Source organism: Streptomyces sp. NPDC044921, assembly GCF_056432865.1.
The window spans coordinates 96,490-113,235 of sequence record NZ_JBWKIF010000020.1; the positions used below are offsets into that span (position 1 = coordinate 96,490).

Genomic DNA, 16,746 nt, shown 5'->3' on the forward strand with positions numbered 1-16,746 from the left:
TCGTACGCACCAACGGGGGTCATCTCACCATGCGTTCCACACCCACGTCCGCGCCGAGGCGCGGGCGGCGCACCGTCCTCGCCGCCACCGGGCTCGTCGCCGCCCTGGCGCTCACCGCCACCGCCTGTGGCAACTCGGCGGGCTCGGCGAGCGACAAGCCCGCCGCCGCCCCCTCGCAGGCGGCGGACGCGCACGCCGGCGGCAAGGTCGAGATCCCGGCCGATCTCGCGGGCAGGCTCAAGAAGCACGGGATCGACGTCGACCAGTGGAGGAACGGCGGCTGGAAGGACTGGGACAAGGACCAGTGGCTCAGTGAGGCCAAGGACTTCGTCAACCCGGTGATCGAGGGCCTGTGGAAGCCGGAGCGCATGAAGTCCGCCGAGGAGGCCGACAAGACCGTCACGACGAAGGACGCGTCGGCCGGGCAGGGCGTCAGCGATCCGGACCCGGCGCCCGTCGACGCGCAGGCCGAGAAGACGCCGTACCACCGCAACGCGGCCCCGGTCGGCAAGGTCTTCTTCGACTCCCCCGACGGCCCGGCGGTCTGCTCCGGCACGGTCGTCAAGGACGTCAACCACCCGGGCAGGTCGAACCTGGTGTGGACGGCGGGCCACTGCGTGCACGCCGGTGGCAACGGCGGCTGGTACCGGAACATCGTGTTCGTCCCGGCGTACAACGACCTCGGCAAGTCCGAAGCGGAGCTGGGCAACGCGAACCCGGCGGAGATCGCCCCGTACGGCAACTGGTGGGCGGACTGGGCCGCGACCTCGAACCAGTGGATCCAGGGCGGTTCGGAGACGGGCGGTGACGGGGCCGCGTACGACTACGCCGTGCTGCATGTGAAGCCCGAGCGGGGCGCGAAGTCCCTGGAGGAGACGGTCGGCGCCGCGCTGGACGTGGACTTCTCCGCCCCGTCCGCGAGAGAGGCCGGCACGATGGGCGCCTGGGGCTACCCCGCGGCACCGCCCTACAACGGCCTGAAGATGTTCAAGTGCGTCGACGTGCCCGGCCGGTTCTCGCTCAGCCCGGGCCTGCCGACGATGTACCGCATCGGCTGCACCATGACCGGCGGTTCGTCCGGCGGTGGCTGGTTCTGGGTGCTGAACGGCACGTCGGTGCTGGTCTCCAACACCTCGATCGGTCCGGCCGACAACAGCTGGCTGGCGGGTCCGCGGCTGGGCCGGGACGCCGAGGCGCTCTACCAGAACATGAGCAGGACCTACGGCGGCCGCTGATCCGCGGACACGAAGGAGGCCCGTCCCCGAGCGACTCGGGGACGGGCCTCTTCAGTGACCGCTCGGGCAGGCGGGTCGGCGGCCGGTCAGGCGAGCGGCGCCGGGACGTACGGCGTGAGCTCCGCCGCCAGTTCCTCGTGCACCCGCACCTTGAGCAGCGTGCCCTCCGGGGTGTGCTCCTCGGAGATCACATCGCCCTCGTCGTGGGCGCGGGCGACCAGCTTGCCGTGCGTGTACGGCACGAGCGCCTCGATCTCGACCGAGGGACGCGGCAGCTCGTTGTCGATGAGCGCGAGCAGCTCCTCGATGCCCTGGCCGGTGCGGGCCGAGACGGCCATGGACCGCTTCTCGACGCGCAGCAGCCGCTGCAGGGTCAGCGGGTCGGCCGCGTCGGCCTTGTTGATCACGACGATCTCGGGCACGCCGGTGGCTCCGACGTCCCTGATCACCTCGCGCACGGCGGCCAGCTGCTCCTCCGGGTTCGGATGCGAACCGTCCACCACGTGCAGGATCAGGTCGGACTCGCCGACCTCCTCCATCGTGGAGCGGAACGCCTCGACCAGGTGGTGCGGCAGGTGGCGGACGAAACCGACCGTGTCGGCCAGCGTGTACAGCCGTCCGCTCGGGGTCTCGGCCCGGCGCACGGTCGGGTCGAGGGTCGCGAACAGCGCGTTCTCGACCAGCACGCCCGCGCCCGTGAGGCGGTTGAGCAGCGAGGACTTTCCGGCGTTGGTGTAGCCCGCGATGGCCACGGACGGCACCTTGTGGCGCTTGCGCTCCTGGCGCTTGATCTCGCGGCCGGTCTTCATCTCCGCGATCTCCCGGCGCATCTTCGCCATCTTCTCGCGGATCCGCCGCCGGTCCGTCTCGATCTTGGTCTCACCGGGACCACGGGTGGCGAGGCCGCCGCCCTTGCCGCCGCCCATCTGCCGGGACAGCGACTGACCCCAGCCGCGGAGCCTCGGCAGCATGTACTGCATCTGCGCGAGCGCGACCTGCGCCTTGCCCTCCCGGGACTTGGCGTGCTGGGCGAAGATGTCGAGGATCAGGGCCGTACGGTCGATGACCTTGACCTTGACGACGTCTTCGAGGTGGATGAGCTGGCCCGGGCTGAGCTCACCGTCGCAGATGACGGTGTCGGCGCCGGACTCAAGGACGATGTCCCGCAGCTCCTCGGCCTTGCCGGAGCCGATGTACGTGGCCGCGTCGGGCTTGTCGCGGCGCTGGATGACGCCGTCGAGCACGAGTGCGCCCGCCGTCTCGGCGAGGGCGGCGAGCTCCGCGAGGGAGTTCTCCGCGTCCTGGGCGGTGCCCGAGGTCCAGACGCCGACGAGCACGACCCGCTCCAGGCGGAGCTGGCGGTACTCGACCTCGGTGACGTCCTCGAGCTCGGTGGACAGGCCCGCCACGCGGCGCAGGGCCGCGCGCTCGGAGCGGTCGAACTGGTCGCCGTCCCGCTCTCCGTCGATCTCGTGGCTCCAGGCGACGTCCTCTTCCATCAGGGCATCGGCCCGAAGACCCTCGGGGTGGCTGTGCGCGAAGCGCTTGGTGTCCTGGGAAGGGGAAGAAGAGGAGGTCATTGGATCCTTACGTAGCTGGGAAACCGATGTCGGCGACGGAGAGCCGGAGCTGGTCCGTCACTGTGCACAACGCATGGGCGCTCCGGGAGATTCCCGGCACACGCGCCGTGCCGCGCCGACCTGACGATGGTCGCACGGCACGGGGCGTCTCGTCACCGTGTTATCGAGCGTCTGCGGGTTCCACCGGTGCAGTCCGTTCCGTGGGCGCGGCCGGTTCGGCAGCACCGGCCGGCTTGGTGGGTGCCTCCGGCTTCCAGTCCGGGTGACCGGGCATCGGTGGGGTCTTCTCGCCATACAGCCAGCCCTGGAAGAAGCCGTCCAGGTCGCGTCCGGAGATCTCGGCGGCGAGCCGCACGAAGTCCTGCGTGCTCGCCGTGCCGTCCTGGTGGCGGCTGACCCACGCGCGCTGCAGGCGTTCGAACGCCGGGCGGCCGATCTCCTGGCGCAGGGCGTAGAGGACGAGGGCGGCGCCGTCGTAGACGTTGGGGCGGAAGATGTCGGTCTTCTGGCCGGGTCCGGGTGCCTTGGGGGCGGCGGGCGGTCCGCCGGCCGCCCGCCAGCGGTCGGAGGCGCCGTACGCGAGCCTCATCCGGTCGCGCATCGGCTTGCCGGCCTGTTCCTCGGCGTAGAGCGCCTCGTACCAGGTGGCGTGTCCCTCGTTGAGCCACAGGTCGGACCAGGTGCGCGGGGTGACGCTGTCGCCGAACCACTGGTGGGCCAGCTCGTGGACCATGATCGATTCGACGTACCAGACGGGGTAGACGGGCTCGGTGAACAGCTCCCGTTCGAAGAGGGAGAGCGTCTGGGTCTCCAGTGCGAAGCCGGTGGAGGCGTCGGCCGCGAGGACGCCGTACGTCTCCAAGGGGTAGCGGCCGACCTTGTCCTCCATCCAGGCGATCTGCGCCGGTGTCTTCTCCAGCCAGGGCTCCAGTGCCTCGCGGTACCGCGTGGGGACGACGTCCCGGACGGGCAGGCCGTGCGGGCCGGTGCGGTGCAGCACCGTGGAGCGGCCGATGGAGACCTGGGTGAGTTCGGTGGCCATGGGGTGCCGGGTGCGGTACGTCCACGTGGTCGTTCCGCCGGACCGTTCCACACCGGCGGGCAGACCGTTGGCCACGGCCGTGTGGCCCTCGGGCGCGGTGACCCGGATGGTGAACATGGCCTTGTCGGAGGGGTGGTCGTTGCACGGGAAGACCAGGTGCGCGGCGTCGGCCTGGTTGGCCATGGCGAGGCCGTCCCCGGTGCGTACCCAGCCGCCCTCGCGGCCCTCGGCGGGCACGGGGTCGCTGGTGTGGCGCACGGTGATGCGCATCCAGTTGTCGTCCGAGACGGAGTCCTCGGGGGTGATCACCAGGTCCTCGCCGACGGTGCGGAACGCGGCGGGGTCTCCGTCGACCTCGACGGAGTCGACCCTTCCGTGGGCGAAGTCGAGGTTGATCCGGTCCAGGTCCGCGGTGGTCCACGCGTCGATGGTGGTGACGGCGCGCAGCGGCTCGCTGTTGGTGCCGGGGTAGGTGAAGGACAGGTCGTACGAGGCGACGTCGTAGCCGGGGTTGCCCAGGTAGGGGAAGAGGCGGTCGCCGACGCCGAGCGGGACGGCGGGGGCACTGGCGGCGACGAGGCACACGGAGACGGCCGAGGCCAGCAGGGCGGCGGACGTCCGCCGGCCGCGGCCGGTGCGGCGGCAGCGGGTGTGGGGGGTGAGGGGCATGCCTCACGGCTATCAGCGCGCGCCCGTACGGCACGGGCGACGCGCGTCCGGCCCACCCGAACCGGGGACCGGGGCCTGCGCCGCCTGCCGCTCAGGCGCCCTGCGGCTGCGGCTGGGCCCGGCTCACGTCGTACACCCCGGCCACGTTCCGCATGGCGCGCATCAGGGCGGGGAGGTGGGCCGCGTCCGGGAGCTGCACGGTGTAGGTGTGCCGGACCTGCTGCTGGGTCGGGGGCTCCACGGTCGCGGAGACGATCTCGGCGCCTTCGTGGGCCATGGCCTCGGTGAGGTCGGCGAGAAGGTGGGGACGGACGAACGATTCGGCGACCAGCGTGACCCGGCACTCGGTGGCCTCGCCCCAGCGCACCCCGACCTCCTCACGCCCCGCGTCCTTCATGCGCGCCACCGCGGCGCACTCGGCGCGGTGCACCGTGACGGCTCCCCCGCGTACGGCGAAGCCGGTGATCTCGTCGGGCGGTACGGGCGTACAGCACCGGGCGAGGCGTACGGTCGCGCCCGGCCGGTCGGTGAGCACGTCGCCACCGGCGGGGCGGGCACCGGGCTGCTCGGGGGTGGGGGCGGCCGGAGCGTTCGCGCCGGGCGGGCCGGCCGGCCGGGGCCCGCCCGCACGGTCGCCGGAGGGCCGGTCGGCCCCGGCGGCCCGGGCCGCGCTCTCCTGGGCCTCGGCCTGTGCCGGGTGGGCGGCCAGCCACCGCTGGATGGCGATGCGGGCCGTCGGTGTGTGGGCGTGCTCCAGCCACTCCCGGGAGGGCTCGGAGGCCGGGTCCTGTCCCATGAGCAGCTCGACGGTGTCGCCGTCCCGCAGCACGGTGGACAGCGTCGCCAGGCGGCCGTTGACGCGGGCGCCGATGCAGGCGTGCGCGTCCTCCCCGTACTGCGCGTACGCGGCGTCCACGCAGGTGGCGCCCTCGGGCAGGCCCAGCGTGCCGCCGTCGGGCCGGAAGACGGTGATCTCACGGTCCTGGGCGAGGTCCTCGCGCAGGGTGGACCAGAAGTGGTCGGGGTCGGGCGCCGCCTCCTGCCAGTCGAGGAGCCGGGAGAGCCAGCCGGGGCGGGTGGGGTCGACGCGCTCGCCGTCGGCCGGGTCGTCGGGGGCGGGTGCGTACGGGTTGCCGAGGGCGACGACACCGGCCTCGGCGACCTTATGCATCTGGTGGGTGCGGATGAGGACTTCGACGACCTGGCCGTCCTCGCGGGCGACGGCCGTGTGCAGCGACTGGTACAGGTTGAACTTCGGGACGGCGATGAAGTCCTTGAACTCCGAGACCACCGGCGTCATGCAGGTGTGGAGCTCGCCCAGGACCCCGTAGCAGTCGGCGTCCTCGTTGACCAGGACCAGCAGGCGGCCGAAGTCGGAACCGCGCAGCCGGCCGCGTTTGCGGGAGACGCGGTGCACGGAGACGAAGTGACGGGGGCGGATGAGGACTTCGGCCGTGATTCCCGCCTCGCGCAGCACGGTGCGCACCTCGTCGGCGACCTCGGCGAGCGGGTCGTCGGCGCGGTCGGCGTTGCGGACGATCAGCTCCCTGGTGTGCGCGTACTCCTCGGGGTGCAGGATCGCGAAGACCAGGTCCTCCAGTTCGGTCTTGAGCGCCTGGACGCCGAGCCGTTCGGCGAGCGGGATGAGCACGTCACGTGTCACCTTCGCGATGCGCTCCTGTTTCTCGGGGCGCATCACGCCGAGCGTGCGCATGTTGTGCAGCCGGTCGGCGAGTTTGATCGACATGACGCGGACGTCGTTGCCGGTGGCCACGAGCATCTTGCGGAACGTCTCGGGCTCGGCGGCGGCGCCGTAGTCGACCTTTTCCAGCTTGGTGACGCCGTCGACGAGGTAGCGGACCTCCTCGCCGAACTGCTCGCGCACCTGGTCGAGCGTGACATCCGTGTCCTCGACGGTGTCGTGGAGCAGGGACGCGGTCAACGTCGTGGTCTCCGCGCCGAGTTCGGCGAGGATCAGGGTCACCGCGAGCGGGTGCGTGATGTACGGCTCACCGCTCTTGCGCATCTGGCCGCGGTGCGAGGACTCGGCCAGGACGTAGGCGCGGCGGAGGGGTTCGAGGTCCGCGTCGGGGTGGTGGGCGCGGTGGGCCTCGACGACGTGGCCGATGGCGTCGGGCAGCCGGTCGCGGGCGGCGGGTCCGAGCAGCGCGGCTCTGCCGAGGCGGCGCAGGTCGATCCGGGGGCGGGCCTTTCTGCGCGGCGCTGCGGGCGTCACCGGCGCCGACACCGCGCCCGGCATCGGGCCTGGGGTCACGGGATTCGTGGCCTCCGCACTCATGGGCACCTCCGGCTGCGTCAACCGGCGGACGGGGTGCCCCAGAGCGGACACGGCTCAGGAGGCGGCTTCGGTCCCCCGTCCGGGCCGGTGCTTGATGCTATCGAGCCCACCACGCGTGGCCGACCGCCTCTCGCCGAGCGTGAAACTGATCACCCATTCGAGGGACGAATGCGAGGTTTGTACCCTTGTGCAGGCTGCCCGAGGTGATCGTGTTCCCGCCAAGTGGCCGGTTCCGTACGGCGGTTTCGGGTCGAGGGCTTCCGGGGCGGCGGCTTCGGGTCGGTGGCTTTCCGGGTCGGTGGCTTCCGGGTGGGTGGCTTCCGGGTCGAGGGTCGGCAGGACGCGTCGCGGGGCGGGGCCGTCCGGACGGCTGCGCCGGTTCACCCCCGCGGAACGGCCTCCAGCCAGCCCGCGTCGATCTCGCCCTCGGCCACGATCACCGCCGGGCCGGTCATCTCGATCTCGCCGTCGGGCCGCTCGGTGATCACGAGGGTGCCGCCGGGCACGTCCACGGTGTACGTCACCGGCGTGCCGGTGAGCGCAGGGTCGGTGCCGTCGCGGCGGGCGGTGGCCACGGCGACCGCGCACGCGCCCGTACCGCAGGAGCGGGTCTCGCCGGAGCCGCGCTCGTGCACGCGCATCGCGACGTGCCGGGGGCCCTGGTCGACGACGAACTCGACGTTCACCCCGTCCGGGTAGACGGAGGCCGGGGTGAAGGGCGGCGGGGCGTGCAGGTCTCCGGCGTGCGCCAGGTCGTCGACGAAGGCGACCGCGTGCGGGTTGCCCATGTTCACGTTCCGCGCGGGCCAGCTGCGCTCACCGACGCTCACGGTGACACCGTCCTCGGGGAGCAGCGCCTTGCCCATGCCGACGGTGATGTCGCCGTCCTTGGCGATGTGCACGGTCTTCACACCGCCGCGGGTGGCGACCGCGAGGTCCCCCTCGGTCACGTGCCCGGCGCGCTGGAGGTAGCGCGCGAAGACCCGCACGCCGTTGCCGCACATCTCCGCGACCGAACCGTCGCCGTTGCGGTAGTCCATGAACCACTCCGCCTCGGCGGCCATGCTCCGGGCCTCGGGGTGCGCCGCGGACCGCACCACGTGCAGCAGCCCGTCACCGCCGATGCCCGCGCGGCGGTCGCACAGGGCGGCGACGGCGGCCGGGGGCAGGTCGATGGTGTTCTCGGGGTCCGGGACGATCACGAAGTCGTTCTCGGTGCCGTGACCCTTGAGGAAGGCGATCCGCGTGCTCATGCCCCGATCGTACGGCGCGCTCCACCAGGAGGGGCCGGGGTGGTGGTCGCGCGCGGGTGCGGGAGACCCGTCGCGCGGTCCGCTTCCCCGACGAGGCTCCTCAGCGGAGCCGCGCCACCCGCCACACGGCCAGGACGACCACCGCGGCCACCACCACCGTGTAGGCGAGGACGACCCGCCAGTCCGGTCTGCGGCCGGAGCCCTTGGCCGGGAGGCCGGGCCAGGTGTAGCCGACGCGGCGGGCCGCCATCATGCCCCAGCCGGCGGCGCAGGAGCAGATCAGCAGGCCGAGCATGGCGATCACGGCCCCGCTGTCGCCGAAGTCGAAGGCGAGCGGGAAGGCGAACATCAGGGAGCCGAGCGCCGCGAGCCCCACGATGGGCGCGAGCTGCCAGAGGCGCAGCCGGCGCTGCGGGCGCAGCTCGACCTCGACCTCGCCCGCGAACATGTCGCCGGGCTCGGGGCCGTCGTCCGTCACACCCGGAGTCTCGTCGGGACCGTCGGAGCTGAGACGGTCCGTCTCCTGCTCCGGTCCTTCCTCGTGCTCCGGTCCGTCCTCGTGCTCCGGCACATCCCGCTCGGCGGTGATGTGATCGGTGCTTCGTGCGGTGTCGCGAGGGCCGGCCTCCATCGCCACGCGCCCTCCCAACTAGGACTCAACTCGGTCGATCGAAGCTCGATGATGGCACGCCGCCGAAGGACCGGATGACGGCCTGGGCGTCCCGATGCCATGACGTGATCAGGCTGTAACCGGTCGTTCGACCAAGGACAGCGCGAGCTGCGGAAGTTCCGCCAGATCGGCCGCGGCCCCACTCAACCAGTGCACCCGGGGATCGCGCCTGAACCATGAATCCTGACGGCGCGCGAAGCGCTTGGTGGCACGCACGGTCTCCGCCCGCGCTTCCTCCAGGGTGCACTCCCCGGCGAGAGCCGTGAGGACCTGCTGGTAGCCGAGCGCGCGCGAGGCCGTACGCCCTTCGCGCAACCCCTGCGCCTCCAGCGCGCGCACCTCGTCCACGAGTCCGGCGTCCCACATCCGGTCGACCCGGCGCGCGATGCGCTCGTCCAGTTCCGGGCGGGCCACGTCGACGCCGATCTGGAGCGTGTCGTAGACCGAGTCGTGGCCGGGGAGGTTGGCGGTGAAGGGCTTGCCGGTGATCTCGATGACCTCCAGGGCCCGCACGACCCGGCGTCCGTTGCTCGGCAGGATGGCGCGGGCCGCCTCGGGGTCGGCGGCGGCCAGGCGGGCGTGCAGCGCGCCCGAGCCGCGCAGGGCCAGCTCCTCCTCCAGGCGGGCGCGGACCTCCGGGTCGGTGCCGGGGAACTCCAGGTTGTCCACGGCCCCGCGGACGTACAGTCCCGAGCCGCCGACCAGGACCGGCCAGCGGCCCTCGGCGAGCAGCGCGTCGATCCGCTCACGGGCCAGGCGCTGGTACTCGGCGACGGACGCCGTGACGGTCACGTCCCAGATGTCCAGGAGGTGGTGCGGGACGCCGCCGCGCTCCTCGGGCGTCAGCTTGGCGGTGCCGATGTCCATCCCTCGGTAGAGCTGCATGGAGTCGGCGTTGACGACCTCACCGCCGAGTCGCTGGGCCAGGAAAACGCCCAGATCGGACTTTCCGGCCGCAGTTGGGCCGACGACGGCGATGACGCGCGGGGCGGGGGGTGCACTGCTCACCGACCCAGTCTCGCAAACCTCGCGACTCCCTCTCGAACGAGTTACGTGACGCCACGGCCCCGGGGTCGTTGCCCGTTGCGAGGTTCCTGCCGCCGGATCACGGAGGCGGTGGCCCGGGCCGCGCAAACGGACGCACCGGGCGACGCGGGATTTCGCCCGCACGAGTAACGTATGGAGTGGATATGGGCGTATTTGCACGACTTCTCCGGCGGTCCAAGGCCACGGAGGAGGCGCCTGCCGCCGAGGCCGCGAGCGAGGCGGCGAAGGCCGGATCCGAGACGGAGGAGAGGGAGGCGACGGCCGAGGCGAAGGCGGCCGAGGGAGCACCGCAGACCGCCGAGCCCGCGGCGAAGGGTGCCGAGAGCACCGAGGGCGAAGGCGTCGACATCCCCAAGCAGCAGTCCACCGACAAGGCGGCCGACAACGAGGCCGGCGAGGGCGCCCGTACGTGACCGCCCCGCGCGAGGGAAGGTGAACCATGGGACTCCTGGACAACGTGAAGGCCAAGCTGGGCCCCGCGAAGGGCAAGGTCTCGCACCTCGCGCAGAAGCACGAGGACCGGATCCAGCACGGTCTCGACAAGGCCGCGCAGGTCGTCGACAAGAGGACCAAGGGCAAGTACAGCGACAGGATCCAGTCGGGCACGGGCAAGGCCAAGGGCGCCATGGGCCGACTCGCGCACCAGGGCGACGGCGGACCGGCCGCGGGCGGCACGACACCGCCGCCGGACGCGGCGGCCTCCCCTCCCGGTGGGGCCACGCCACCGCCGAGTGCGGCCACCCCGCCTCCGGCGGGGGCGACTCCGCCTCCGGCCGGGGCGACTCCGCCTCCCGGTGGGGCGACCCCGCCCCCGGACGCGGGCCGTACGGCACCGCCGCGGGACGCGGGCGGCACCACGCCGCCGGACGACGCGCCACCGCCCGTTTCCTGACCCGCGCGTCGCACGCCGCGGGGCACAGCGCCGGACGGCCGTGGAGCACGAGCTCCCGGCCGTCCGGCGTTTCCCGTGCCCGCGCCGGTCGTGACGCGGTCTAGGACCAGGTGGCGACCGCGTACCCCACGCCGTACGGCGCGTCCTCGAACAGCAGTGATCCCCCGAGTCCGGCGCCCTCGGCCGCGCCGGCCAGGACCTGCCAGGGGGCCCGGCCGGAGACCTTCAGTTCGCGGGCGAGTCCGGTGTCCAGTGCCAGCAGGGCCGGCAGGTCCGCCGCGCCGAGCGCACGCGTCACCTCGGCGTCGAAGGGGGCCGCCCGCTCGTCGAGATAGCCCGGAGCCTTGAGCGTCCGGCACGCGCTCGCGTCACCCATCACCAGCAGCGCGACCCGCTCGGCACCGGCGGCGAGGTCCCGTCCGGTCCGGGCGCAGTCCTCGGGGTCGAGCCGCTCCCCCACGCCGACCGCCTCGACCGGGGCGTCGGACCACCCGGTCCGCTCCAGCAGCCAGGCGGCCACCGCCAGCGAGTACGGCAGCCGCCGTGCCGCGGCTCCGCTCCCGTCCCCGGCTCGTCCCAGCCGTACGTCGAGATCGACGCCGAAGCCCCGGAACGACCCCCGGGTGCCCTCCGGGTAGGTCTCGGGCCCCGGGGCGTCCACCGGCCCGACGACCACCAGCCGGTCCGGACGGGCCGCCGCGAGCACGCCCAGCGCGTCCGAGCAGGCGGCTCGCGCGGCGTCCAGCTCGGGGGCGGCCCCCGCGGCGACCTCGGGAACCAGCAGGGGCGGGCAGGGACAGACAGCGGCGGCGACAAGCATGATCGGCAGGGTAACCCTCAGTCGACGCGATTCCGCACGGGGCGGCCACCCCCCGGTCGCACCCCGCCCGCGGTCACGGCCGGGCTCAGTCGCAGCCGCACCCGCTCGCCGCCACGGGCAGCGGCTCCGGGACGCCGATCTTGGGCAGGCCGAGCAGGACGCCCGCCGGCTGGGAGACCTTCGACGCCTTCTCGGCGGTGCGCTTCTCCCAGGCGTCACCCGCGCGCGTGCGGCGCACATCGAGGACGGGACCCTCGGCGAGCAGGTGGTGCGGGGCGGCGTAGGTGATCTCGACCGTCACGACGTCGCCCGGGCGGACCTCCTGGTCCGGCTTCGAGAAGTGGACGAGGCGGTTGTCGGGGGCGCGGCCGGACAGGCGGTGGGTGGTGTCGTCCTTGCGGCCCTCGCCCTCGGCGACCATCAGCTCCAGCGTGCGGCCGACCTGCTTCTTGTTCTCCTCCCAGGAGATCTCCTCCTGGAGGGCGACCAGACGCTCGTAGCGCTCCTGGACGACCTTCTTGGGGATCTGGCCGTCCATCTCGGCGGCCGGGGTGCCGGGACGCTTGGAGTACTGGAAGGTGAAGGCCTGGGCGAAGCGGGCCTCGCGGACCACGTGCAGCGTCTGCTCGAAGTCCTCCTCGGTCTCGCCGGGGAAGCCCACGATGATGTCCGTGCTGATCGCGGCGTGCGGGATGGCGGCGCGGACCTTCTCGATGATCCCGAGGAAGCGCTCCTGGCGGTAGGAGCGGCGCATCGCCTTCAGGACGGGGTCGGAGCCGGACTGCAGCGGCATGTGCAGCTGCGGCATCACGTTCGGCGTCTCGGCCATGGCGGCGATGACGTCGTCGGTGAAGTCGCGCGGGTGCGGCGAGGTGAAGCGGACGCGCTCCAGCCCCTCGATCTTCCCGCAGGCGCGCAGCAGCTTGCTGAAGGCCTCGCGGTCGCCGATGTCCGAGCCGTACGCGTTGACGTTCTGCCCGAGCAGGGTGACCTCGGAGACGCCCTCGGCGACCAGGGCCTCGATCTCGGCGAGGATGTCGCCGGGGCGGCGGTCCTTCTCCTTGCCGCGCAGGGCCGGGACGATGCAGAAGGTGCAGGTGTTGTTGCAGCCGACGGAGATGGACACCCAGGCCGCGTAGGCGCTCTCGCGGCGCGTCGGGAGGGTCGAGGGGAACGCCTCCAGGGACTCGGCGATCTCGACCTGCGCCTCCTCCTGTACGCGGGCGCGCTCCAGCAGGACGGGGAGCTTGCCGATGTTGTGCGTGCCGAAGACGACGTCCACCCAGGGCGCCTTCTTCACGATCGTGTCGCGGTCCTTCTGCGCCAGGCAGCCGCCGACCGCGATCTGCATGCCGGGGCGGGCGGCCTTCTTCGGCGCGAGGTGGCCGAGGTTGCCGTACAGCTTGTTGTCGGCGTTCTCCCGCACGGCGCACGTGTTGAAGACGACGACGTCGGCCTCGCCGTCGGATCCCTCGGGGGCGCGGACGTAGCCCGCGTCCTCCAGCAGGCCGGCCAATCGCTCGGAGTCGTGGACGTTCATCTGGCACCCGTAGGTGCGTACCTCGTATGTGCGCGTGCCGCCCACTGACTGGCTCCGGTCGATGCTGCTCATGGGGACAAGAGTAGGCGGTCGGCGCACGTGGGTCGGCCGCCTGTGGACAACCCCGCCCCGGGACGGGGCCCGGGGCTCACGGCTCGATGAGCCCGGCCCTGATGGCGTACCGGGTCAGCTCCAGGCGGTCGCGCATGCCCAGCTTCTGCAGGAGGTTGGCGCGGTGGCGTTCGACGGTCTTGGCGCTGATGAAGAGGAGTTCGCCGATCTCCTTGGACGTGTGGCCCTCGGCGACCAGCTTCAGGATCTCCTCCTCCCGCTCGGTGATGGCCCGCTCCGGCAGGCCGTCGCCCCGGTGGAGGCGCTCCAGGTAGGAACGGACCAGGGCGCGCTCGGCGCCCGGGTAGATGAACGGCTCGTCGCGCACGGCCGCCCGGCACGCCTCGACCAGGTCTCGGTCGGCGACCGACTTGAGGACGTAACCGCTGGCCCCGGCCCGGAGCGCCTCGAAGAAGTACTCCTCGTTGTCGTACATCGTCAGGATGAGGATGTGCAGGCCGGGCAGCCGGCGGGAGAGTTCCCGGGCCGCCTGGAGGCCGGTCATGCGGGGCATGGCCACGTCGAGGACGGCCAGGTCCACGGCGGTCTCCCGGGCCTTCGCAACGGCCTCGGCGCCGTCTCCGGCCTCGGCGACGACCGTCAGGTCCGGCTCGCCGTCCAGGATGAGCCGCACGCCCCGGCGCACGAGGGTGTGGTCGTCGGCGAGCAGGACGCGGATGGGGGTGGTGGCCATCAGCGCGCTCCTTCCCCGGCCGGCAGGCGCAACCGCACCTCGGTGCCGCCGTCCGGGGCCGGTCCGACGGTGAGGGCGGCCCCGGCCAGCAGGGCGCGTTCGCGCATGCCGGTGATGCCGGCGCCCTCGGGGGCGGCGCCGACGCCCGTGCCGTTGTCGCGGACGAGGAGTTCGGCACCGCCCGGGACGCGCTCCAGGCGGAGTTCGGCGCGGTCGGCGCCGGCGTGCCGGGCGGTGTTGGTCAGGCCCTCCTGGGCCACCCGGTAGACGACGAGTTCCGCGGCGGGGGTCAGGGCGGGGAGGTCGCCGGTGACGTGGTGGCGCACGGTCAGCCCGTGCGTGGTGAACTCCGCGGCGAGCGAGCGCAGGGCACTGGCCAGGCCCAGCTCCTCCAGGACTGCCGGGCGCAGCCGCCGGGCGATCCGGCGGATCTCGTCCAGGCCGGCCCGGGTCGCCTCCTGTGCCTGGCCGACCTCGTCGCGCAGGTCCTCGGGCGCCCGGTCGGCGACGCGCTTGAGCTGGAGCAGCACGGCGGTCAGGGTCTGCCCGACCTCGTCGTGGAGCTCCCGCGCGATGCGGTGCCGTTCGCTCTCCTGCGCGGACAGCGCACGGGCGGCGCCCGCGGCCCGCTCGGCCTCCAGCCGGTCGAGCATCGTGTTGTACGTCGCGATCAGCCCGGCCGTCTCCGCCGGGCCGCCGACCACCGGGCGGGAACCTGGACGCAGCAGGTCCGCGGTGGCCATGGCGCGGTCCAGCCGCTGCAGGGGCACCAGCCCGAAGCGCAGGACGAGCGCGTTGCCGGCCAGCAGCAGGGTCAGGCCGCCGAGCAGGACGAGCGCCTCGCCGGCCAGGACGGGCGTGGAGACGGTGACCGGGCCGAGCAGCAGCGCCGTGGCCACGACCAGGCCGGCCGCGTTGAGCGAGAAGATCCGCCAGAACAGCGACACGTTCCTGGCTCCGCTCCTTCCGCGGCTCGCGTCCGACACCTCCCCGTGCAGTCTCTCCGGCGACCGGCTGCTGCGTATATCCGTCACGACACCCATGTCGCCACCGTACGGCCGGATGGCAGCATGCGGACGTGGCCCGTCCGTTGACCGACACCGCTCACGGCACCGCTCAGGACACGGACACGGGCAAGAACGACCGGACGAACAAGGGGAAGAAACGTGTCAGCTCCGCGCCTGAGGGCGACGCCGCTGCCGGGCATCGGGGTCCAGTACGACCTGGAGACCCGCGAACACCGCCATCTGTCGGTGGTCGCGCACCGCGACGGAACGCGCACGGTGAACGTGTACCGGTCCGACGACCCCGACTCCTGCGCCCAGTCCCTGCGGCTGACCAGCTCCGAGGCGGGTTCGCTGATCGACGCCCTGAAGCCGTCCCACCACAGCCCCAGCCTGCTGTACACCACGGACCTCGGACTCGTCGCCGAGCGGATCGAGGTGGCCGCGACCTCCCGCTGGAACGGCCGGGTGCTGGGCGACACCCGGATGCGGACGGACACGGGCGCCTCGGTGGTCGCGGTGCTGCGCCGGGCCGAGGCCATCCCGTCGCCTGCGCCGGACTTCCGGCTGGCGGGCGGGGACACGCTGATCGTCGTCGGCACGCGTGAGGGCGTCGACGCCGCCGCGGCGATACTCGGGCGGGAGTGAGCCGGTGCACTCCGCGGTGCTGCTGATCGAATTCGGTTCCATCATCCTCGGCCTCGGCCTGCTCGGCCGGTTCGCCGCCCGTTTCCAGCTGTCCCCGATACCGCTGTACCTCCTGGCCGGGCTGGCCTTCGGCGAGGGCGGTCTGCTGCCCCTGGGCGCGAGCGAGGAGTTCGTCGCCACGGGCGCGGAGATCGGCGTCATCCTGCTGCTGCTGATGCTGGGCCTGGAGTACACGGCGAGCGATCTGGTCTCCAACCTCAAGACGCACTATCCGTCCGGTCTGGTCGACTGCGCGCTCAACGCCCTGCCCGGGGCCGCGGTGGCGCTGCTGCTCGGCTGGGGCCCGGTGGCCGCGGTCGTGCTGGCCGGTGTCACCTGGATCTCGTCGTCCGGCGTGATCGCGAAGGTGCTCGGCGACCTGGGCCGGGTCGGCAACCGGGAGACGCCGGTGATCCTCAGCGTGCTGGTGCTGGAGGACCTGGCGATGGCGGTGTACCTGCCGATCGTCACGGCGCTGGTGGCGGGCGCCGGGCTGCTGGCGGGGAGCGTGACCCTGGCGATCGCGCTGGGCGCGGCGGGGCTCGTGCTGTTCCTGGCCGTGCGCTACGGCAGGGTCATCTCGCGGTTCGTCTCCAGCGACGACCCGGAGAAGCTGCTGCTGGTGGTGCTGGGCCTGACCATCCTGGTCGCGGGCGTCGCGCAGCAGCTTCAGGTGTCGGCGGCGGTGGGGGCCTTCCTGGTGGGCATCGCCCTGTCCGGCGAGGTGGCGGAGGGCGCGCACACGCTGCTGAGCCCCCTGCGCGACCTGTTCGCGGCCGTCTTCTTCGTCTTCTTCGGGCTGCACACCGACCCGTCGAGCATTCCGCCCGTCCTGCTGCCGGCCCTCGGCCTGGCCGTCGTCACCGCGCTGACGAAGATCGCCACCGGCTACTGGGCGGCCCGGCGGGCCGGCATCTCCGTCAAGGGCCGCTGGCGGGCGGGCGGCGCGCTGGTCGCCCGCGGCGAGTTCTCGATCGTCATCGCGGGCCTCGCGGTCGCCGCCGGCATCGAGCCGTCCCTCGGGCCGCTGGCCACGGCGTACGTCCTGATCCTGGTCGTCCTCGGACCGCTCACCGCGCGCTACACCGAGCCCGTGGCGACCTGGTGGGGCCGGCGCCGCGAGCGCGACCGGCCGGGGCAGGAGCCGGCGCCCAGGGCCGCGGAGGCGGAGGCGCCGGTCGCCGACTGAGGGAGCGGTACCGA

General features: G+C 72.9%; 15 protein-coding genes. 5 read left to right on the plus strand and 10 right to left on the minus strand.

The features are described from left to right. Nucleotides 1-29 precede the first annotated feature (29 nt). Nucleotides 30-1,235, plus strand: coding sequence for a trypsin-like serine peptidase (locus AC07DA_RS27680; protein WP_479130913.1), 1,206 nt, complete (start codon nucleotides 30-32; stop codon nucleotides 1,233-1,235). An 86-nt stretch (nucleotides 1,236-1,321) separates the two neighbouring features. Here AC07DA_RS27680 and hflX read toward each other — a convergent pair whose 3' ends face one another. The 6 genes from hflX to miaA all read right to left on the minus strand — a co-directional run bounded on the left by hflX (nucleotide 1,322) and on the right by miaA (nucleotide 9,756). After that, nucleotides 1,322-2,815 (minus strand): GTPase HflX, encoded by a 1,494-nt coding sequence (hflX, locus tag AC07DA_RS27685; RefSeq protein ID WP_365741095.1) that lies wholly within the window; start codon nucleotides 2,813-2,815, stop codon nucleotides 1,322-1,324. 160 nt (nucleotides 2,816-2,975) lie between these two features. Beyond that, entirely contained in the window at nucleotides 2,976-4,526 is a 1,551-nt protein-coding gene (locus AC07DA_RS27690) for a M1 family metallopeptidase (protein WP_479130914.1), read from the minus strand. Nucleotides 4,527-4,617: 91 nt separating this feature from the next. After that, the gene (locus AC07DA_RS27695; RefSeq protein ID WP_479130915.1) at nucleotides 4,618-6,825 is read right to left on the minus strand and encodes a RelA/SpoT family protein; all 2,208 of its coding nucleotides are present in this window, start codon (nucleotides 6,823-6,825) and stop codon (nucleotides 4,618-4,620) included. 380 nt (nucleotides 6,826-7,205) lie between these two features. Beyond that, nucleotides 7,206-8,078 carry a diaminopimelate epimerase gene (gene dapF, locus AC07DA_RS27700; RefSeq protein WP_479130916.1) on the minus strand — a complete coding sequence of 291 codons (873 nt, stop codon included), beginning with the start codon at nucleotides 8,076-8,078 and terminating at the stop codon, nucleotides 7,206-7,208. Nucleotides 8,079-8,178: 100 nt separating this feature from the next. After that, on the minus strand, nucleotides 8,179-8,709 hold the full coding sequence (locus tag AC07DA_RS27705; RefSeq protein WP_479130917.1) for a hypothetical protein: 531 nt from the start codon (nucleotides 8,707-8,709) through the stop codon (nucleotides 8,179-8,181). A 108-nt stretch (nucleotides 8,710-8,817) separates the two neighbouring features. Further along, entirely contained in the window at nucleotides 8,818-9,756 is a 939-nt protein-coding gene (gene miaA, locus AC07DA_RS27710; RefSeq protein ID WP_479130918.1) for a tRNA (adenosine(37)-N6)-dimethylallyltransferase MiaA, read from the minus strand. Nucleotides 9,757-9,938: 182 nt separating this feature from the next. Between miaA and AC07DA_RS27715 the strand changes: the two genes are divergently transcribed. Beyond that, nucleotides 9,939-10,208, plus strand: coding sequence for a hypothetical protein (locus AC07DA_RS27715; RefSeq protein WP_479130919.1), 270 nt, complete (start codon nucleotides 9,939-9,941; stop codon nucleotides 10,206-10,208). A gap of 26 nt (nucleotides 10,209-10,234) precedes the next feature. Next, a complete protein-coding gene (locus AC07DA_RS27720) occupies nucleotides 10,235-10,687 on the plus strand; it encodes an antitoxin (protein ID WP_479130920.1) in 453 nt (150 codons plus the stop codon). 100 nt (nucleotides 10,688-10,787) lie between these two features. Here the strand turns inward: AC07DA_RS27720 and AC07DA_RS27725 are convergent, their stop codons facing one another. The 4 genes from AC07DA_RS27725 to AC07DA_RS27740 form a co-directional block, all read right to left on the minus strand. Beyond that, the gene (locus AC07DA_RS27725) at nucleotides 10,788-11,507 is read right to left on the minus strand and encodes a class III extradiol dioxygenase subunit B-like domain-containing protein (protein ID WP_479130921.1); all 720 of its coding nucleotides are present in this window, start codon (nucleotides 11,505-11,507) and stop codon (nucleotides 10,788-10,790) included. Nucleotides 11,508-11,592: 85 nt separating this feature from the next. Next, on the minus strand, nucleotides 11,593-13,119 hold the full coding sequence (gene miaB / locus AC07DA_RS27730) for a tRNA (N6-isopentenyl adenosine(37)-C2)-methylthiotransferase MiaB (RefSeq protein WP_479130923.1): 1,527 nt from the start codon (nucleotides 13,117-13,119) through the stop codon (nucleotides 11,593-11,595). 76 nt (nucleotides 13,120-13,195) lie between these two features. Beyond that, entirely contained in the window at nucleotides 13,196-13,852 is a 657-nt protein-coding gene (locus AC07DA_RS27735; RefSeq protein ID WP_479130925.1) for a response regulator, read from the minus strand. Beyond that, complete coding sequence (locus tag AC07DA_RS27740; RefSeq protein ID WP_479130926.1) at nucleotides 13,852-14,895, minus strand: sensor histidine kinase; 1,044 nt, start codon at nucleotides 14,893-14,895, stop codon at nucleotides 13,852-13,854. The genes AC07DA_RS27735 and AC07DA_RS27740 overlap by 1 nt, the downstream gene beginning before the upstream one ends. 123 nt (nucleotides 14,896-15,018) lie before the next feature. On the opposite strand from AC07DA_RS27740, the gene AC07DA_RS27745 reads away from it, so the two are divergent. Further along, on the plus strand, nucleotides 15,019-15,504 hold the full coding sequence (locus AC07DA_RS27745) for a cation:proton antiporter regulatory subunit (protein ID WP_479130927.1): 486 nt from the start codon (nucleotides 15,019-15,021) through the stop codon (nucleotides 15,502-15,504). 4 nt (nucleotides 15,505-15,508) lie between these two features. After that, nucleotides 15,509-16,732, plus strand: coding sequence for a cation:proton antiporter (locus tag AC07DA_RS27750; RefSeq protein ID WP_479130928.1), 1,224 nt, complete (start codon nucleotides 15,509-15,511; stop codon nucleotides 16,730-16,732). Nucleotides 16,733-16,746: the final 14 nt, after the last annotated feature.